This is a genomic window from Actinomycetota bacterium (genome assembly GCA_035765775.1).
Lineage (GTDB): Bacteria > Actinomycetota > CADDZG01 > JAHWKV01 > JAOPZY01 > DASTWV01.
Window position 1 is genome coordinate 218114 of the sequence record DASTWV010000043.1, and the last position, 19217, is coordinate 237330.

Consider the following 19217-nt stretch of genomic DNA (forward strand, 5'->3'; position numbering starts at 1 on the left):
CGGGGTGCTGAAGGCCACCATCAAGGCGCTCCTCGCGCACAAGCTGCGCCTGGCCCTGACCGCGCTGGCCGTGGTCCTCGGCGTGGCCTTCATGGCCGGGACGCTGGTGCTGACCGGGAGCATCAAAAAGAGCCTCACGTCGATCTTCAGCCAGAGCCAGGCGGGCAAGGCGGTGATCGTCCGGGGCATCTCGTCCTTCGGCAACCAGAACAACCAGGGTCAGGGCTTTGGCGGCAACACCCGGCCACTGGTCCCCGAGTCGCTCCTCACCCTCGTCCAGTCGGTCCCCGGGGTGGAGGTGGCCGACGGCGCCGTGCAGGGCACGGTCACCGTGGTGGGCAAGGACGGCAAGTCCGTGGCGGGCCACTTCCCCACCCTCGGCTTCGCCTGGGAGCCCGACCATGTCCTCTCCCTGCTCAGCCTGCGCACGGGCCGGCCACCGCAGCGCGCCGGTGAGGTGGTCATCGACCAGAAGACGGCCACGGCGAAGCATCTGACCAGGGGGTCCCGGGTGACGGTGACGGGGAACCTCGGCCCGCAGTCCTACACCGTCGTCGGCGTCATGGGCTTCGGTACGCAGGACACCGTGGCCGGGGCCACCATCGTGGCCTTCGACACCGCCACGGCGCAGAGGATCATCGGCCAGCCTGGCTTCTTCACCGAGATCGACGTGGCGTCCACGCCGGGGAACACCGTCGAGCAGCTGGTCAGCGCCATCGGGAGGAAGCTGCCGCCCCATTTCGAGGCGGTCAGCGCGGCGGCAGTGGCGAAGCAGAACGCCGACGCGGTGAACTCATTCGTCAGCATCTTCAACGACTTCCTCCTGGCCTTCGCCTTCATCTCGCTGTTCGTCGGGGCATTCCTGATCTTCAACACCTTCACCATCCTGGTGGGCCAGCGCACCCGGGAGCTGGCCCTGCTGCGGGCAGTGGGGGCAGGCCGGGGCCAGGTGGTGGCATCGGTCCTGGGGGAGGCCATCCTCACCGGCCTGTTCGGCTCGGCGGTCGGCCTGGGGGTGGGCATCGTGCTGGCCTATGTCTTCTACCACCTGGTGAAGTCGTTCCTCAGCCTCAGCGCCACCAGCCTGCAGATCACGCCCTGGATCGTGGTGCTGTCCCTGGTGGTCGGGACGGTCATCACATCGGTCTCCGCGCTGATCCCCGCCCTGCGCGCCGCCCGGGTCCCCCCGGTGGCGGCCATGCGCGATGACGTCACGGTGGTCGAAGCCCCCCTGCGGCGGCGGGCGACCATCGGCGGGGTGGTGCTGGCCGTGGGTCTCGGCCTGCTGGCAGCGGGGCTGTTCGGGACCAAGACCATCCAGGTCGCCGGGGCGGGAGCCGCGGTCACCTTCATCGGCGTTGCCATGCTGGTGCCCCTGTTCGCCGGACCGCTGGCCCGGTTCCTGGGGCTACCGCTGCCTCTGCTGCAGGGAGTCAAGGGCCGGATCGGCAAGGAGAACGCCGCCCGCAACCCTCGGCGGACCGCGGCCACCGCCTCGGCGCTGATGATCGGCGTCGCGGTCGTGACCGCCATCGCCACCCTGGTGACATCCGCCGTCGCCTCGTTCACCGGCATCTTCGACAAGAGTTTCCAGGCGAGCTACGTCATCTCGTCGACCAACGAAGACTTCGCCGATCTGCCGGTGCAGGTCGCCCTGCACCAACTGCCCGGCATCGCCGCCGCCAGCGGGTTCCAGAGCCTGGAGTTCCATCTGAAGGGGGCAGACGAAGCCGTCGGTGGCCTGGACGCCGTGCAGGGCCCCAAGGTCTTCAATGTCCAGATGGTGTCGGGCTCGGTCAAGGCCCTGGCCGAGGGCAAGCTTCTGGTCGACCAGACCACGGCCACCAACGACCACGTTCACCTCGGCGACACCCTGGTGATGACCTTTGCCACCACCGGAGCGAAGTCGGCGATCGTGGGCGGGATCTACCGGGACAACTTCCTGCTGGGCCACTACGTGCTGGAATCCTCGCTGCTGGCCGCCAACACCAACACGCTGCGCGACGTCGTGCTCCTGGTGAAGGCATCGTCGCCCTCCCCCGCCTTCCAGAGCCGAATCAAAAAAGCCCTGGCGGGCTTCCCGAACCTCAAGATCCAAACGGGCGCCGAGTTCAACGCCGACCAGGAGAAGCAGGTGAAGGGCAGCCTCAACTTCGTCTACGCCCTGCTGTTCCTCTCGATCATCATTGCCCTGTTCGGCATCCTCAACACCCTGGCGCTGTCGGTCTTCGAGCGGACCCGGGAGATCGGGCTCATGCGGGCGGTGGGCATGTTCCGTCCCCAGGTGCGGGGCATGATCCGGGGCGAGGCGGTGATCATCACCCTCATCGGGGCGGTCCTGGGCATCGTCGTGGGCGTTGGGATCGGCGTGGCCATCGTGGAGACCGTCGCGGGCCAGAGCGGGTCGCCGATCACGCAGGTGGCCTTCCCGATCTCCACCCTCATCACAGTGATCATCGGGGCGATCCTGGGCGGCATCCTCGCCGCCATCCTCCCGGCGATCCGGGCCTCCCGCCTCGACGTGCTGAGGGCGATCACCACGGTGTGACCCGGTCCTGGCTCGCTCAGCTCAACGTGGCACGGCTGAAGGGGCCGTTGGACTCACCGCAGTTGGCCGGGTTCATGGAGCTGTTGGACGGGATCAACGCCCTGGCCGACGCCGCGCCCGGCTTTGTCTGGCGCCACACCGACGGCACCCGGCACACCGTCGGGCTGCTGGGGGATCCCCACCTGCTGGTCAACCTGTCGGTCTGGGAGTCGATTGCCGCCCTGCGCGACTTCACCTACGGCAGCGAGGCGGCCAGCGCCCATGCCCGGGCTCTCGGGCGGCGCCGGGAGTGGTTCGACCGCATGCGGGAGGCGCACCAGGTGCTCTGGTGGATCCCGGCGGGGACGCTGCCCACCCTGGAGGAAGCCGGGGAGCGCCTGCGTCACCTGCAGACCCACCGGTCCAGCCCGTACGCCTTCACCTTCCGCAGCCCGAGGCCGCCGCCGTGAGGGCCGGCGAGCTGGCTCCGCCCCCTCCGGTGGGGACGCCCTCCGGGTGGGTGCTGCGCATCGGGCAGCGGGCGATCCCGGTGGTCGGGCCGTCGTGGCGCGACCCCCGGCTGCATGTCGCCGCGGTCATCGTCAGCCTGCAGGTGCTGGGCCAGGCTGTGCTGGGCTTCCAGCTCTCCATCGCCCAGATCCTGGTGACCATCCTGACGTGCGCCGCGCTCGAGGTGGGCATCACGCTGGTGCGGCGACAGGTGCTCCTGTGGCCCGCCTCGGCCCTCCTCACCGGCAACGGCGTGGCCCTCCTGCTGCGGGCCACCGGGACCGGGCACGGGCAGTGGTGGAGCCTGCAGGGGGCGGGGTACTTCGCCCTGGCAGGCACCCTGTCGCTCGGGTCGAAATATGTGCTCCGCGGCCGGGGCGGCCACATTTTCAACCCGTCCAACTTCGGGCTGGTCTGCGTGTTCCTGCTGTTCGGCACCCGGGTGGTGAACCCCCAGGACCTGTGGTGGGGGCCGATGTCGCCCGGCCTGGCGCTCACGATGGTGGTCATCGTCGCCGGGGGGCTGACCCTCGTGGCCCGGGTGCGGATGGTGGGCACCGCCGTGGCGTTCTGGGTGGTCTTCGCGGTGCTGACCGGCGTCACGGCGGCCACCGGCCACTGCATGACGGCCCGGTGGCACCTCGGCCCGGTGTGCGGCGGCTCGTACTGGTGGTCGCTGGCGCTGTCGCCCGAGATCCTCGTCTTCCTGTTCTTCATGATCACCGACCCCAAGACCGCCCCCGAGGGCCGGGCGAGCCGGGTGGCCTTCGGGGCGCTGGTCGGGCTGCTGGCGGCGCTGGCGGTCGCCCCGGCGGGCACCGAGTTCTGGACCAAGCTCGGCGTCCTGGGGGCGCTGGCGGTGGCGTGCGCCGGGCGCCCGTTCATCGATGCTGCGGTGTCCCGGTTCGGCCGGGCGTGGGGGCGGCGCCTGGCGCCCTTGGCGACCGGCGGGGTGGTGCTGGCGGTTGCCGGCCTGGTGGTGGCCGGGCTCCCGGCGCGGCCCACCGCCGCCGCGGTGCCGGCCCAGGCGATGGCGCCCCGGCACATCACCGTCTCGCCGCCGGCCCTCCCGCCCTCGGTGGGCATCGACCCGTCGGTGGGCAAGGTGGTCGGGGGCGTGCCGCCGGCGCTGGCGCAGCAGCTGGCGTCGGCACTCGCCGGCGACCTCGCCCTGGAAGCCCAGGCCCTGCAGAACCGGGACAGGGCGGTGGCGGCAGAGGCGGGCACGGGCGACTGGCTTGCGGCGCTGGACCGCACCATCGCCCAGGGCGGGCTGATCGAGGTCCCGACCTACCACCTCACGAAACTGACGGTCGTGGCGGTACCCAATCCCCTGCGGCCCCAGGACCCGCCCCGGCTCGGCGTGGTGGTCACGGGATCGGTGCAGTGGACCGCCGAGGGGACGGCCATAGTGGGCCAGGTGGTACGGGCGCCGTCCCCCGGGCTGCACGAGACCTTTGTGATGGCACCATCGCCCGGCGCTCCAGCCCTGATCTCGGCGGTCATCGGCTGACGGGGCCCCGCCTTCAGGTGCCCAGGGCCTCCAGGAGTGCCCGCAGGAGCTCGACGGCGTCCACCGTGGTGCCGTAGTCGGCCGCCAGGAAGAACGGGGCCTCCGCGTCGGTGGTGCAGGCCACGATGAGCTCCGAGGCCCGGACGCCCTCCAGGTGCTCGGGCGCCCCCGAGATGCCGAAGGCGAGGTAGGCCCGGGGCCGGACCTTGACCCCCGACTTGCCGACGTGGCGGGTGCGGGGCAGCCAGCCGAGGTCGCACACCTGCGAGGTGCCGGCGAGCGCCGCGCCGAGGGCGGTGGCCACGTCGGTGGCCAAAGGGACGTTGTCGGCCGACTGCAGCCCGCGGCCGACCGAGACCAGCAGCGGCGCCTTGGTGATGTCGACGTCCTCCGACTCGCCTGGGGGGACCTCGAGCGCCTCGGTGCGGAGGCTCCCGAGCGCCGCCGGGAGGGGGAGGTCCTCGACGCTGGCTGCGGTCCCGGCGGCGGACCCCGCCGGCGGCATGGGGAACGAGCCCGGGACGACGGCGCAGATCCCCCGGCCCCCCGCCAGGACAACCTCGGCCGCCAGGCGACCGCCGAAGAGCTGGCTCACCGCCACGAGATCGTCGCCCTCGGGGTGCAGGTCGACCACCGAGACCACCAGCGGCCTGCCTGAGCGCACCGCCAGCACCCCGCCCAGGTCCATCCCGGCGGTGGTGTTGGCCAGCAGGACCAGGTCCGGCTCCCGGGCGGTGGCCGCCGCCTCCAGGACCGCCAGCCAGGCCTCCGGGTTGTAGCGCTCCAGGCCGGGCCCATCGGCGGTCAGGACGAGGTCGGCGGGCAGGGCTGCCGGATCCGGCCCGGGGCCGATGGCCAGGGCGGTCACCGTGCCGCCCCCGGCCAGCTCCCGGGCGCGGCCGAGCAACTCGAAGCAGGCGTCCGGGAAGGTCTCCCCGGCGGCCTCGGCCAGAACCAGGACCGGGCGGCTCATGCGAGCAGCCCCCGGGCGCGCAGGAGCCCGACGAGGGCGGCGGCCACCTCGGCCGCGTCCCCCTCCAGCATCTCCGCCCGCCGGGCCGCCGGGGGTGGCGCCAGGTGGCGGGGCACGGCGCCGCTCAGGGCGCCTGGGGTCGCGGCCACCCGCTGGACCCCGCCCCCCATGGAGGCGAGGCGGATGCGCATCTCGGAGACGTAGCGGGGATCCCGCAGCGACGACTGGATGCCGAGCACGGCGGGCGGGGTCAGGGCGAGGCGGGCCAGCCGGCCGCCGCTGTGTTCCTGGGTGACGATCAAGCGGGTGCCGTCGGCCTCGACTTCCACGATCACCGAGGCGTGCGGGTGGCCCAGGAGACCGGCAAGGAGCACGGGGAGCTGGCCGTCGAGGTCGTCGGGCGCCTGGACCCCGGACAGGACCAGGTCGTAGGCCTGGGTGCGGATCCAGGCGGCGAGCGCCTCGGCCCGGGAGCGCCCGCTCACCCAGCCCGGACTGAGCCCGGTCAGCAGAACGGCGCCGGTGGCACCCAGGGCGAGGGCCCGGTAGAGCGCCTCGTCCGCACCCGGCGCATCCAGGGCGACGGCGATGACGGTGCCGCCGAGGTCCTCCCGCAGCAGGAGGGCCTCCTCGAGGGCGAACTCGTCGAAGGGGTTGGTCACCCACTGGAGGCGATCGCGGTCGAGGTCGCGGCCCTCGGGTGCCACGGGCAGGCCGGCCCGGGCATCCGGCACCTGCTGCAGCACGACGATGCTGTCCACGGACCCCCCTGACACTGCGGCCCTGAACCTACCGCGCCCAATTTCAGATTCCAACTTTCTTCGCGGGGCCGTGGGAATCAGCGCCTTTCTGGCACAGCCCCTCGGTATGGTCGTGCCATGGACATCGCCAAGGCCCGGTTCCTCTTCGGGTCGGACTTCGATCCCGACGACGGGCTGGACCCGGACGTCCCGGGTGACCGGGAGAAGCTCTTAGCCGAGTCGCCTGCGGAGTGGGACGAGGAGACGCAGCCGTGGCTCGCGGTCATCGCCACCCAGGTTGACGCCGAGGATCCGCCAGAGGTGTGGGCCACCGCCCAGCGCCTGCTGGCGGCGGGCATGGAGCCGGAGGACGTTCTGGATGAGCTCTGCGGTGCGCTGGAGCTCGCCACCGAGGCCGCCGCCGTGGAGGAGCGGGACCTCGACGTCGGCGCCTATGTGGCGTCCCTCGCCTCCCTGCCGGTACCCGAAGTGCTGCAACTCGTCGCCGCAGTGCGAGCGACCCTGATGCAGACCAGGTACGGCATGGCCGAGGCGAGCTGCGTCAACCAGGCTCTGCTCCGCCTGGGACGGGGGAGCGACGACACCCTGACCAGACACGCACTGGCCGGCGTCATCAACGACCTGGTGGCCGGGGGCCAGCTCGAGAGCCTCGCAGGGGACCGAATTCTGTTGGCCCGGGAAGCCATCAAGGGCTCGGTACTGACCCACCGCCTCACCGCCGCGGAGCTGGCCGGCGATGTGCTCGCCGTCAGTGACCTTGCCGGCCTGGAGTTGGTGGATGAGGGCTACTCCTTCGTGGAGGTGGACGGCGCCGAGCATCTCCACGGGCCGGAAGGTTGGCTGGCGGATTTCTCGCCTGGTGAGCTGGTCGCGCTCCGCCCGGAGCAGAGCTCCCCAACCTGCGCTCGAGTCGACGAACCCGCCGGGGACCCGGCCCTGGTCGCCCGGGTGCGGGCGGCCTTCGACGCCGAGCTGGCCCGGTTCGGCCTCCCGGTACCGTTGCAGCGCATCTGCCTGACACTGATCGTCGAGGACCACGAGACCTTTGCCCACCCCAGGCTCCCGCTCACCGAGCTGTGCCGGGCGGCCGGCCTCGGGGTGCGGGACAACCTGGCCGCCGATCATCCCAACCAGTGGCGGGACGCCCGGTTGGTGGGCTGGATGGGCGAGGTCATGGACGAGTTCGAGGAGCAGGACGACGTCCAGGCGCTGCTGCGCGCCTTTGATTGCGTGGAGCGGCCGGACCGGACACCGGAGAAACTTCGCCGGGTGTTGGATGACCTCGCCGACCCGGAGCGGGCACTGTTCGTCACCACCCAACTGGGGAGCTGGGTCGACCCGGATGCCGAACCCGCCCGGACCGAGTTCGCCGAGGCCCTGCTGCGTGCCGCCCGCCGGCCCGAGCAGATTGCCGTGGCAGCGTGGGTGGCAGCGGCCATGGCCGAGGCCCGCGGCGACGTGCTGGCCGGCGAAGCCTACGTCCGGCAATCGGTGTCGGCGCCGGCGCAGTGGCCGCTGGCGCTGGAATGGGCCGGTTGGTACGCCTCCGACCGGGGCAACGCTGCCGAGGCCGCCGCCTACTGGCGGCGTCTGGACCCGTTGCCCACCGAGGACCTGGCCGTCGTCGAGGGCTTCGCCCGGGCCGGCGCGCCCCAGCTGGGCCGCAACGATCCGTGCTGGTGCGGCTCGGGCCGCAAGTTCAAGGCGTGCCATCTCGGCCGGCCGCTCCTGGCTCCGCTGGCGGAGCGGGTGCCCTGGCTGTACGAGAAGGCCTGGATGTACGCGACCAGGAGCGGTGAGGCGTTCTTCCGTGACCTCCTCCGGTACGGCGAAGCGATTGCCCAGGACCCCGAGGACGCCGAGGCGGTCCGCCGAGCGGCGCAGGACCCCCTCACCATCGATGTGCTCCTGCACGAGGGGGGGTGGTGGGCCCGGTTCGTCGCCGCCCGGGGGCCGCTCCTGCCGGAGGACGAAGCCCGCCTGGCAGCCGTATGGGCCCTGTCCGGGCGGACCGTCTACAAGGTCACGGGCACCGACCCGGGGGGGCGCCTCGACCTCGAGGACGTGCGCTCCGGCCAGCGCCTGAGCGTCAGAGGCGCTGGCGACAGCGCCGGTGCCACGGCTGGCGAGATGCTGTGCGCGCGGGTGGTGCCCGACGGCGAAGGCACCGTGTTCGCGGGCCCGCCGTTCCCCGTCTCCGAAGAGCTCCTCCCCCTGGTGCTGCTGGCGTGCGAGGAGGCAGACGGCCTCCTGATCTGCCGGCTCTCCCTGGTGGGCAGGGCGGGGGGCCACACGGCCGGGGCGGGCGAGGAGGAAGCTGACTAGGCCGGAGTGAAACGTGCACGAACGACGTAGAGGAGACTCCTGCCCTCCGTAACGGTGCGCAGCCGACGCCCCTGCCAGGGCGGGAGCGCCAGATTTCTTCCCACTCGGACCCGGCTGAGACCGATTTCCGCTCCCGGTTGGATAACCTCGATCAGATGGACCGCCAGCTTCTTGACCACCTCCGGGCCTTGTCGCCCGACGATCTGCAGACCGTGCTCCGCCGCCGGCCGGAGACGCGCGCGCTCCTGCTCGGCAAGCGCCAGGACCTGGTAGCCCTTGCAGAGGTGCTCGGAAAGGCCGAGTCGATCGGCTTGGCGGTGGTGACCCTCAACAGTTTCCTCTTCCAGCTGCTCATGGCCGCGCAGTGGGTAGGGCCGCAGGCGTCGGCGTCCGCGATCCTGGAACTCGCCCCCGGGGCCGATCCCGCCGACCTGCGAGCCGGTGCCGACGAGCTGGCCCGCTGGGGGCTTGCCTTCCCGGTCGACCAGCCGACCCGCGAGGACCCCCTGGGCTGGGCGCTGAGCCTGCCGGCCGACGTCGACGCGGCCGTGGACGGGGGCGGGGAAGGGCCCAACCTGGTGCGCCGCCTCCTGGTCGGGCGCACGCCCGGGTTCCTCGCCTTGGTCGGCCAGAACCTCGGCGTGCCCAGCCGGCCGCATCCGAACCGTGAAGCGATGGTGGCGCAGCTCAGCGGGGCGCTCTCCCAACCCCACCTGGTGCAGGGGCTCCTGGCGGGCGCCCCGCCCAAGGCCCTCCACCTGTTCCACCACATCCAAGACGAGGGGGGCGCGGTGTCCCGCCACGAGCTGATGGTGACGGGCTACGTGCGGTGGTCCGACCCGCCCTGGACCGAACGACGCCAGGTGCAGACGGCGCTGGACTGGCTGGAAAGCCGGTGCCTGCTCGTGCTGGACGCCAACCGGAGCTACACCGGGTCGATGGTCATCCCCGCCGAGGTGGAGCTCGCGCTGAAGGGGGGCAAGCCGTTCCCCCCGTGGCCCTGCGCGACGCCACCGCCCCTGGCGGTCCCGGGGTTGGCCGCACCGGGCCGGGCCGGCGACCCCTCCAAGGTCCTCGCCGAGATGGAGTCGCTCCTGCAGGTCTGGGCCGAGAACCCACCGGCGGCCCTGCAGAAGGGCGGCCTCGGCATGCGCGAGCTGAAGCGGGTGTCCAGGGCGCTCGGCTTCCCCGAGCCCTACACCATCTTCCTGTATGCCCTGGCCGTGGAGGCTGGCCTGGTGGGTGAGGACGACGAGGCGCGCATCCGACCGACAGCCCAGGGCCGGGCCTGGAGCGGCCTGCCCGCTCCGGAGCGGTGGGGCATGTTGCTCCGGGCGTGGCTCGAGGCCCGGGTCTGGGACGAGCACGACGACGCCGGTCTGCGCGCCCTCGACGAAGCCGTTCCCCGGCTCTGGGCCATCTACCTGCGGGGGGCACTCGTCGAGGAACTCGCCGCGCTCAGCCCGGGCGAGGCCACCGATGCCCGTGCACTGGCCGCCCGCCTGGCGTGGCGGTACCCGGTGCTGCTGGGCGACGAGGCGAGCGCGGCCAAGGTCGCCGGACGGGCCGTGCAAGCCCTGACCTGGCTGGGGACGGCATCGGGTCCCGGCGCCGTCGCCCTGCTGGAGCCCGGCCGCTCAGCGGCCACCGATGAGGGCTGGGCGGCGGGCGACAACCCGGGCGTCGCGGCGTTCGCCCCCGAGGTCGACACCTGCACGGTGGGGGCCGACCTGACCATCATCGTGCCCGGACCGCCCGTGCAGGCCCTGCGGGAGGCGCTCGGGCGCTTCGCCGACCTCACCGCCTCGTCGCCTGCCCGGGTCTACCGCCTGACGGAGACCTCGCTCCGCCGGGCGCTGGACGGCGGGATGGGCGCCGGGGACATCCTCGGCCTACTGACCCGCCATGCCCCCCGGGGCGTTCCCCAGAACGTCGCCTACCTGATCGAGGACGTCGGCCGCCGGCACGGATCCCTCGTGGCCGGGCGCGCGGCGGTGTACCTGCGGGCGGACGATCCCGGGCTCCTCCGGGCCGCGCTCGCCGAGCGGAAGCTGGCCGCCCTGCGGCCCCGCCTGATCGCCCCGACCGTCGCCGTCCTGCACGGGACCGACCTGGCCCCGCTGCTCGCCACGCTGCGGGGTGCCGGCTACCTCCCGGTGGAGGAGGACGAGGCCGGGGCCGTGATCGGGCCGGTCCCGGTCCGGGACGCGGTGCCGCTCCTGCCCCCAGTGTCCTTCCGGCCGCTCAGCGCCCGTCAGGCAGCGGCCCTGGCCGAGGCCATCGTCACGGGCCGGCCGGCAACCCGGGCGCAGCCGGCGGCGCCCCGGGACCCGGAGGCGCCTGCGGTCCCGGCGTCCCCCAACGGGGTCTCGCTGCTGAGCGGCACCACCTACCGGAGCCGGGAGCAGCTGCGCCGCCTGTTCGACGCCGCCGTCGCCCACAACGCCACTGTCGAGATCTTCTACCGTCCCCCGAGGGGCCGAGCCTCGCTGCGGCCCATCGAACCGTTCTTTGCCGACGCGGCCGGTGTATCGGCCTGGGACCTGACGTCCCGCCGCGACCGCGACTTCGAGCTGGGGCGCATCGAGTGGGCGCGGGCCATCAACGAACCGGTCCCGGCCGGGCCCCCGAAAGGCATCTGATGGCCAATGACCCGCTGATCGTCCAGTCCGACCACACCGCCCTGCTCGAGGTGGACCACCCGGCCGCCGAGGCGTGCCGGGCCGGACTGGCGCGCTTCGCCGAGCTGGAGAAGAGCCCGGAGCACGTGCACACCTACCGCATCACGCCGCTGTCGCTGTGGAACGCCCGGGCGGCGGGCATGTCGGCCCGGGAGATGATCGACGTCCTGCAGGCGTTCTCCCGGTACCCGGTGCCCACGTCGATCCTGGTGGAGATCACCGACCAGGTGGCCCGCTACGGGCGACTACGGCTGGAAAAGGTGGGGGACGACCTGCAGCTCATCACTGCCGAACCCGCCGTGCTGGAGGAGGTGCTGCGCTCCAAGAAGGTGGCCCCGCTGGGCTTGCGCCGGCTCTCCCCCACCGCCGCCGCCCTTCCCTCCGGCGAGCGGGGGCGCCTGAAGCAGGTGCTGATCAAGATCGGCTGGCCGGTGGAGGACCTGGCGGGCTACCTGCCGGGCGCCCCGCTCCCCATCGCCCTGCGGGAGGAGACGCTGGCCGGCAAGCCCTTCGGCCTCCGGCCCTTCCAGCGGGACGCCATCGCCTCGTTCTGGGCCGCGGGCCAGGCCGAGGGCGGGAGCGGCGTGGTCGTCCTGCCGTGCGGGGCGGGCAAGACCGTGGTCGGCATGGGCGTGATGGCCAAGGCGGAGACCCACACGCTGATCCTGGTCACCAGCATCGTCGCCGCCCGCCAGTGGCGCACCGAGCTGCTCGACAAGACCTCGATCAAGCCCGAAGAGATCGGGGAGTACTCGGGCGAGTCCAAGGAGATCCGGCCGGTGACGCTGGCCACCTACCAGATCGTCACCCACCGGCGGAAGGGGGAGCACCCGCACCTGGCGCTGTTCCAGGAGCAGAACTGGGGACTCGTCGTGTACGACGAGGTCCACCTGCTCCCCGCCCCGGTATTCCGGATGACCGCTGAGATCCAGTCCAAACGCCGCCTCGGCCTCACCGCCACCCTGGTGCGGGAGGACCACCGGGAGGACGACGTGTTCTCCCTCATCGGGCCCAAGCGCTTCGACACGCCCTGGCGGGACCTCGAGGCGCAGGGCTGGATCGCCCCGGCCACCTGCACCGAGGTGCGGGTCGGGGTGCCCCAGCACCTGCGCTACGACTACGCCGTGGCCGACGGGCCCGACCGCTACCGGGTGGCCGCCACCAACCCGGTGAAGCTGCAGGCGCTGCGCAAGTTGGTCGACCTGCACGAGGCGGACCGGGTGCTGGTGATCGGCCAGTACCTGGACCAGCTGGACGACGTGGCCGCCATGCTCGGGGCGCCGCTCATCACCGGCTCGACGCCCACCGCCGCCCGGGAGAAGCTCTACGCCCAGTTCCGGGACGGCTCGGTCCGGCTGCTGGTGGTGTCCAAGGTGGCCAACTTCTCCATCGACCTGCCGGAGGCCAACGTGGCCATCCAGATCTCGGGCACCTTCGGTTCCCGGCAGGAGGAGGCGCAGCGGCTCGGCCGGGTGCTGCGCCCCAAGGCGGGCGGGGGCCAGGCGTCGTTCTACACGCTGGTGAGCCGGGAGACCCAGGACCAGGACTTCGCCCTGCACCGCCAGCTGTTCCTGGCCGAGCAGGGCTACCGGTACTCGATCATCGACGCCTCGGCGCTCGGGGTGGAGGACATCCCCGAGCCGGAGGGCTGGGTGCCGCCCGAGGACAGGGCATCGCAGACCACGGAGGCGGCGCCCGGCATGCCGCCGGTCCCGGCCCGGGAGAACCTGCCGGAGAACGTGATCCCGTTCCGCTCCGCCCGGGGCGCGCGGGGGTAGGGGCCAGGTTAGTTTCCCCCGGGAGTCGCCGCTCGGACCTGGGGCGGCTCCGCAAGCCGGATACCAAACTCTCGGGCGTAAGCATCCAGGACCGCCTGATCGCTGGGTAGAGCGGTCTCCACCTTCGTGCCATCCTCGGTGCGGATCAGGCGCGTGCCGGTCAGGGTGATCCTGCCGGTGGCGGTCGCCCGGGAGCACATCAGCACCTGGCGGAACCAGGAGTCCGGAGAGGTCGCCTGCCACCAGCAGGTCGGGACGAAGTCCTCCAACGCTCGGGGGCGCCTCTCGACCCGGTAGCGGGGCCGCCCGTCGCGCACGACGTCGAGGTCGTCCCCGGCGGCCACCACCTCGAAGGTGCCCGCCGGGTCGGCCTGCTCCCCGCGGGCGGCGCGGAGCGGCCCCCGGCTGTGGTCCCCGAACCCGACGTCCGCCAGCCACCGCTCTCCCCCGGCGCCGACCTCCAGCACCAGGTGGTCGAAGGGCGGGCCGAGGTCGCCGTCGTCGCCGAAGACCCGGGCGGACAGCAGGGCCACCTCGTAGCCGAGGGCACCGAGGAGGAACGAGAACGCACCGTTCAGCTCGTAGCAGAACCCGCCCCGGTGGCGGTCGGTCAGCTTGCCCACCAGGGCCTCCTCGGTCAGGACGATGGGCTCGCCGAGGTGGATGCTGAGGTTCTCGAAGGGCACCGCCTGCAAGTGGGCCTCGTGCAGTGCCTTCAGGGCATCGGCCGTCGGTGCAGCCGGCCGCTCGGCGCCGATGCGGGCCAGGTACCGGTCGACCGTGGCGCCGTCCATCGCTAGGGCGCGAACAGGCTCCGGGCCTGGCGGGTGTTGCGGCAGTTCGGGTAGGCGGAGCAGCCGAGGAACAGCCCGGTGGGCCCCCGCCGGCCCCGCATCTCCTGGCCGCAGGAACACCGGATCCCCAGGGTGCGGGCCGAGGTGGTGAGGTCGATCGGCTCGGCGTCCCGCTCGTAGGCGCCGCAGGCGGCGCACGCCACACGGGGCACCCCGGCGGGTCCGGGACGGAGGGCGAGCTCGCCTGGGCACGCCCGGCACCGCCCCAGTGCCCCAGCAGGCCCAGCAGTCCCCGGCGCTCCGGCAGTCGCCGGGGCCTCGGTGGGCGCCGATGGCGCCGGGCGGGATGCGGCCGGGCCGAACGCCGCACGAGGCGCGGCGGGCGTGCCGATCGCCTCCAGCAGCAGCTTCACGCCACCCGGATCGGTCATCCGCAGCGCCCACGGCTCCTGTTTGGGGAACAGCCATGCCAGGGTGGGAAGGAGCACCAGCCGGGATCCAAGCTCCTCCCGGCGCATCCCTTCCACCCGTTGCCCGAGCAGGCCGGCGGCCCAGGGCGGGAGCCCAGCGGGCCACACCACAAGATCGGTCGCCTGCGACACGTCGTGTTCGAAGACATTGGCGGTGTCCGCCGAGGGGCGCAGCAGCTGCCAGCCCCCATCCCCACCCGGGCTGGCCGCCAGCATCCCGGGATCGAGGGGGGCGGCCGAGCGGCAGAGGTTGCCGAGGATCGCCCAGACCGGCGACTGGGCGGGCCGCCGCTTCCCCCCCGCGCCGGCCCCGCCGCCGCCGTGCAGGTACGCCCCGTCCGAGAGGCACACCAGCTTCCCCCGGGCCCTCGTCACCGCGACGTTCAACAGGCGCAGGCCGTCGTCGCTGCGGAACAGCGTGCCGGGCTGCTGGGGGGCCGAGTCCACCAGGTCGAGGATGATGGCGTCCCGCTCGCCGCCCTGGAAGCGGTGGATGGTGCCGGTGTGGACGGCGCCCTGCAGATCGGCCGCCCGCACCAGCAGGCGCAGCAGGCGGGCCTGATCCCGGTAGGGCGTCACGACTCCCACCTGCTCCATCCCACCCGCCAGCAGCGCGGCCGCCACCCGGACCGCCGCCCAGGCGCTCATCGGGTTCATGCGGGAGTGGGTGCGGGTGGCGAACCCCCGGGCGCCCAGCTCGCCGGTGTCCAGCCACACCACCGGGTGACCGGCCAGCGGCGGCCGGTCCGCCAGCACCGCGGTGGATTCCGCCACCCCGGGCCCGGCCCGGAGCCGCCCGCCGTAGGCCGGCCCGTTGACGATGCCCATGATCGAGGGGTGCATCCGGTACTGGATATCGAGCACCGACAGGATGGGAGAGGCATCGACCGCTCTGGTCACCCCCTGGATGTCGAAGACGTCACGGCCCAGCCAGCGCTTCACCGGCGCCGCCCAGGAGGCCACCACCGGTGCCAGCTGGCGGAAGTCCCCGAACACCGCCAGGGACCCGCCCGGGCCCCGGCTGGCGAGGGATGCCGCGAACACCACCTGGGGCGGCATGGCCATGCTGGCCTCGTCGAGCAGCACCCGGTCGAAGCGCCGCTCGAAGATCTCCGGGGTGATCGCCGCCCGGGAGAGCGTCGCCAGCACCAGTTGGGCACTGCCCAGCAGCTGTTGCAGGGCGCGGGCGATGGACTCCCGCACCTTCCGCAGCGCCTCGGTGACCTGGGCCAGCTCACGGCCGGCCACCCGGCGCTGGGTGGCCTGCTCGCCGAAGAGCGAGTCCTGGCGGTCCATCAGCTCGCCGCCCCGGCCCTCGAGGTCCAAAAGGCGGGCCAGGAGCTCGGGACGGGTGTTGGCGAGGACGCCCCGCTCGGTGACCGGCAGCTCCTGCGCCTCGGGCAGCACCGGCTGCCCCACCCGCAGGGCGTGGGCGCCGGGCTTCGGGTCCCGGGCGGGGTCGGCCCGGATCAGGTTGCGGCACAGGGCGATGGCCGCGGCGTCCACGGCGGCGTTGGAGTGCGCCACCACCAGGACGCTCTCGCCCCGCAGGAACGCCTCGGCGGCCAGCAGCCCCAGGGTCTCGGTCTTGCCCGTCCCCGGGGGCCCCCAGACGAAGCGCAGCTCGCTGCCCAGGCAGTCGCCGACGGCGGCAAGCTGGCTGGGGTTCGCCGGGAGGTCCCCGTACCCGGCGGCCACCTCCGCCGGGTCGACCGGCGTGCCCGGGCGGGGTGGGGCCAGCCCCAGCAGGCAGGCGACGAGGCGGAGCTCGGCGGCGGTCGGCGGGCTGACGCCCTCGGGCGGCGGGGCGATGCCGCGCAGCTCGTCCAGCCGGGTCCGCAGCGCGTCGAGCAGGTACCACGGGTTGGAGCGGATGCGGGCGGAGGTGATGGCACCCCCGAGGTCGGCCGGGCTCTCCAGCCACAGCGTGGCGGCCCGCACCTCCAGCACCTCGACCACTGCGGGCTCGTCCTCGCCGACCGACAGTTCGGCCGTCGAGCCGGCGGGGAACCAGGTGTCGGCGTCAGCGTCGAAGCAGTACAGGAACCGCTCCAGGCCGGCCCGCACCCGCCGGCCGTTGCGGATGCGCACCCACGACGACTCGTTCTGGGCGTGCTTGGCCTCCTCGGCCAGCGCGGCCGCCATGTCGCCCAGCATGGCTCCGAGCGGCCCGCCGAGCGGTTCGGGTGGGGGGGCACGGTCCTGGTCGTCGAGCACCGAACAAGGGTACCTGTCCGGAATGGGGCAGACTGGTCCGGGCGGGCGGGACTGCGGACCCCCCCAACGAAGGGATCGATCACGTGAAGACACGGACACTGGGTCAGGGCCTCGAAGTGTCGGCCCTCGGGCTGGGCTGCATGGGGATGACCGGGGCGTACGGCACCCCGGACGAGGCGGAGGCGCGGGCCACGATCGCCCGGGCGCTCGACCTGGGCATCACCTTCTTCGACACCGCCGACATGTACGGCTGGGGCGCCAACGAGCGCCTCGTAGGCTCCGCGCTCGGCGGGCGGCGGGACGAGGTGGTGCTCGCCACCAAGTTCGGCTTCGTGGCGTTCCAACCCGGGGGCCAGGCCGAGGTCAGCGGGACGCCGGAGCACGTCCGGGAGGCGTGCGACGCCTCGCTGCAGCGCCTGGGCGTCGACCACATCGACCTCTACTACCAGCACCGGGTGGACCCCCGCACCCCGATCGAGGAGACCGTCGGCGCCATGGCCGAGCTGGTTGCGGCCGGCAAGGTGCGCCACCTCGGCCTGTCGGAGGCCAAGCCCGAGACCATCCGGCGGGCACACGGCGTCCACCCGATCACCGCCCTGCAGACCGAGTACTCGCTGTGGACCCGCGACCCTGAGGACGGCATCCTGCCGACCGTCCGGGACCTGGGCATCGGCTACGTCGCCTACAGCCCGCTCGGGCGGGGATTCCTGTCCGGGACCATCCACGAGCAGGCCGACCTGCAGCGCGAGGGCGACGGCCGCCTCAACCACCCCCGCTTCCAGGGCGACAACTTCACCCGGAACCTGGTGCTGGTGGACGGCATCCGGGTGATCGCCCGGGACAAGGGCGTGACCCCCGCCCAGCTCGCGCTCGCCTGGGTGCTGAGCCGGGGGGAGGACGTCGTGCCGATCCCGGGGACCAAGCACGCCCACTACGTCGAGGAGAACGCCGCCGCCGCCGAGATCGTGCTGACGCCAGAGGATCTGGACCGGCTGGAGCGGGCGGTGCCCAAGGGCTCGACGGCCGGGCAGCGCTACCCGGACATGAGCCACATCGAACGCTGAGGGCGCCGGCTCCTCAGACTCCCAAAGCCTCCAGGGCCTTCGGCACCGTGTCGCCGGGCGAGACCTTGTACCAGGCCTCGATCACCCGGCCCTCCTCGTCGATGAGGAACGACGAGCGGACGATGCCCAGGTAGGTCTTGCCGTACATCGACTTCTCGCCCCACGTGCCGTAGGCCTCGGCCACGGTGTGGTCGGCATCGGAGAGCAACGGGAAACCGAGGGTGTACTTGGTGTCGAACTTCTGCTGGTCCTTGGGCTTATCCGGGCTGATGCCGACCGCGGCGACCCCCAGGGCGCTGAGCTGCTCGAGGTGGTCCCGCACGCTGCACGACTGGGCTGTGCACCCCGACGTGTCGGCCTTGGGATAGAAGTAGACGAGCAGCTTCTGGCCGGCGTAGTCGCCCAGGCTGACCGGGGTGCTGTTCTGGTCCGCCAGCGTGAAGGTGGGTGCCTGGTCTCCGGGCTGCAGGGTAGCCATGGTTCGCAGCCTACCCCGCCTTCACGAACGGCGACCCGGCGGTCCCAGGCCCGAACACCTCCCGCACATCCATGGACTGGGCGACGGAGTGCCGGCGGCCGACGCCGAACAGGTGCTTGGTGATCACCAGCCAGATGAGGATGGCGCCGTTCAGCGCCAGCACCACAAGCTTCAGCACGCTCACCGATTTCATGAGCTCGGAGATCTCGAAGGGCAGGAAGCCGGCCGTGGCCAGGGCGGTCAGGTACTCCGCCCACCGGCGCTCCCGCCACAGGCCGATGGCCTCGGCCCCCTCGACGATGCAGTAGCCGATGGCGGTGAACGCCAGCACCAGCAGTGGGCCCCGCCGCAGCGTCAGGATCCGGTGCAGCTCCCGGGAGATGACCGGGTGGGTGCTGCCGCCGGTCTGGTTGGCCAGCGAGTTCAGGGTCTTCAGCCAGCGGGTGGCGCTGGCCCGGGCGATGGACAGGTCGGCCCGCAGCGCCAGGGCCCCCAGGGCGATGATGGCGAAGAGCAGCGAGTGCAGACCACGGTCGACGGCGATGAGGCGGGTGATGATCGCCTCCCGGAGCTGCTTGCCGCGGCGGGGCATGGGGCTCCCTTCCAGGGACTGCAGCACCCCCGGGCCGCCCTCCCCCGGCGGCGGCGGGTCCACCGAGATCCAAGCGTCGCACCGCAGGCAGCGGGCCAGGCGCCGCCCGTCGGGCAGGTCGATGCCGAGACCGGAGTCCTCCTCGGCGAGGACCGGGGCCGCGGCGGCGGGAGCCGCATGGCCCCGAAAGGCGCACACGAAGGTCTCTGGATGCCACCGGTGACCGCCCATCCGCTCCCCACGAGCGTACCCATCCACCTGACCGGCGCTCGCCGGGCCGGGGCAAGACCCGTGGGATCATGACGCCGTTTGTCGGAAGCTCTGGGGACTTTCTGCCGTCGTTTTGACGGAAAATCTTCCCCAAAACCGCTCGGCCGCGGCCCGAGTCCGGGCGCTGAGGTCGGGGACATTCGTCCCGGGCAGTGGGACACCTATGAGGGTCGGGCTGTCAAGCGGCGGTTTGCTTCGCCTTTGCCTTTCCCCTCCCGGACCAACCGAGGGCCGTCTGCGAAGCAGACCGAAGGCCCTTGACGG

13 protein-coding genes are annotated in these 19217 nt (G+C 72.7%); 7 read left to right on the forward strand and 6 right to left on the reverse strand.

The features are described from left to right. The first annotated feature begins 4 nt into the window (after positions 1-4). From VFW71_10425 to VFW71_10435, 3 genes are read left to right on the forward strand one after another with little or no spacing between them, the layout of a single operon-like run. Complete coding sequence (locus VFW71_10425; protein ID HEU5003176.1) at positions 5-2548, forward strand: FtsX-like permease family protein; 2544 nt, start codon at positions 5-7, stop codon at positions 2546-2548. Continuing rightward, a complete protein-coding gene (locus tag VFW71_10430; GenBank protein HEU5003177.1) occupies positions 2545-2997 on the forward strand; it encodes a DUF3291 domain-containing protein in 453 nt (150 codons plus the stop codon). The genes VFW71_10425 and VFW71_10430 overlap by 4 nt, the downstream gene beginning before the upstream one ends. Next, entirely contained in the window at positions 2994-4550 is a 1557-nt protein-coding gene (locus VFW71_10435; GenBank protein HEU5003178.1) for a hypothetical protein, read from the forward strand. Before VFW71_10430 ends, VFW71_10435 begins: the two co-directional genes overlap by 4 nt. A 13-nt stretch (positions 4551-4563) precedes the next feature. Here VFW71_10435 and VFW71_10440 read toward each other — a convergent pair whose 3' ends face one another. Both VFW71_10440 and VFW71_10445 read right to left on the reverse strand, forming a co-directional pair. Continuing rightward, the gene (locus VFW71_10440) at positions 4564-5523 is read right to left on the reverse strand and encodes an electron transfer flavoprotein subunit alpha/FixB family protein (protein ID HEU5003179.1); all 960 of its coding nucleotides are present in this window, start codon (positions 5521-5523) and stop codon (positions 4564-4566) included. Then, positions 5520-6284, reverse strand: coding sequence for an electron transfer flavoprotein subunit beta/FixA family protein (locus VFW71_10445; protein HEU5003180.1), 765 nt, complete (start codon positions 6282-6284; stop codon positions 5520-5522). Before VFW71_10445 ends, VFW71_10440 begins: the two co-directional genes overlap by 4 nt. A gap of 117 nt (positions 6285-6401) precedes the next feature. Here VFW71_10445 and VFW71_10450 point away from each other — a divergent pair, with 117 nt between their 5' ends. The 3 genes from VFW71_10450 (at position 6402) to VFW71_10460 (ending at position 13068) form a co-directional block, all read left to right on the forward strand. Beyond that, positions 6402-8609, forward strand: a complete 2208-nt coding sequence (locus VFW71_10450; protein ID HEU5003181.1) for an SEC-C domain-containing protein — start codon at positions 6402-6404, stop codon at positions 8607-8609. 155 nt (positions 8610-8764) lie between these two features. Next, positions 8765-11251, forward strand: a complete 2487-nt coding sequence (locus VFW71_10455; protein HEU5003182.1) for a helicase-associated domain-containing protein — start codon at positions 8765-8767, stop codon at positions 11249-11251. Further along, positions 11251-13068 (forward strand): DNA repair helicase XPB, encoded by a 1818-nt coding sequence (locus VFW71_10460; protein ID HEU5003183.1) that lies wholly within the window; start codon positions 11251-11253, stop codon positions 13066-13068. The genes VFW71_10455 and VFW71_10460 overlap by 1 nt, the downstream gene beginning before the upstream one ends. Before the next feature lie 8 nt (positions 13069-13076). Here the strand turns inward: VFW71_10460 and VFW71_10465 are convergent, their stop codons facing one another. Together VFW71_10465 and VFW71_10470 are read right to left on the reverse strand one after the other, a co-directional pair. Next, a complete protein-coding gene (locus VFW71_10465; protein ID HEU5003184.1) occupies positions 13077-13862 on the reverse strand; it encodes an arylamine N-acetyltransferase in 786 nt (261 codons plus the stop codon). 2 nt (positions 13863-13864) lie between these two features. After that, positions 13865-16549: an AAA domain-containing protein gene (locus VFW71_10470; protein HEU5003185.1), complete on the reverse strand. Its 2685-nt coding sequence runs from the start codon at positions 16547-16549 to the stop codon at positions 13865-13867. Positions 16550-16632: 83 nt separating this feature from the next. Here VFW71_10470 and VFW71_10475 point away from each other — a divergent pair, with 83 nt between their 5' ends. Continuing rightward, positions 16633-17613, forward strand: a complete 981-nt coding sequence (locus VFW71_10475) for an aldo/keto reductase (GenBank protein HEU5003186.1) — start codon at positions 16633-16635, stop codon at positions 17611-17613. A 13-nt stretch (positions 17614-17626) separates the two neighbouring features. On the opposite strand, the gene bcp is transcribed toward VFW71_10475, so the two are convergent. Both bcp and VFW71_10485 read right to left on the reverse strand, forming a co-directional pair. Next, complete coding sequence (gene bcp, locus VFW71_10480) at positions 17627-18091, reverse strand: thioredoxin-dependent thiol peroxidase (protein HEU5003187.1); 465 nt, start codon at positions 18089-18091, stop codon at positions 17627-17629. Positions 18092-18101: 10 nt separating this feature from the next. After that, positions 18102-18881, reverse strand: a complete 780-nt coding sequence (locus tag VFW71_10485) for a DUF2127 domain-containing protein (protein HEU5003188.1) — start codon at positions 18879-18881, stop codon at positions 18102-18104. Positions 18882-19217 lie beyond the last annotated feature (336 nt).

Bases quoted from the DNA above. Each gene is read 5' to 3' on its own strand.
- VFW71_10455 (HEU5003182.1), top strand. From the start codon at position 8,765: ATGGACCGCCAGCTTCTTGACCACCTCCGGGCCTTGTCGCCCGACGAT.
- VFW71_10465 (HEU5003184.1), bottom strand. From the start codon at position 13,862: ATGGACGGCGCCACGGTCGACCGGTACCTGGCCCGCATCGGCGCCGAG.
- bcp (HEU5003187.1), bottom strand. From the start codon at position 18,091: ATGGCTACCCTGCAGCCCGGAGACCAGGCACCCACCTTCACGCTGGCG.
- VFW71_10450 (HEU5003181.1), top strand. From the start codon at position 6,402: ATGGACATCGCCAAGGCCCGGTTCCTCTTCGGGTCGGACTTCGATCCC.
- VFW71_10460 (HEU5003183.1), top strand. From the start codon at position 11,251: ATGGCCAATGACCCGCTGATCGTCCAGTCCGACCACACCGCCCTGCTC.
- VFW71_10440 (HEU5003179.1), bottom strand. From the start codon at position 5,523: ATGAGCCGCCCGGTCCTGGTTCTGGCCGAGGCCGCCGGGGAGACCTTC.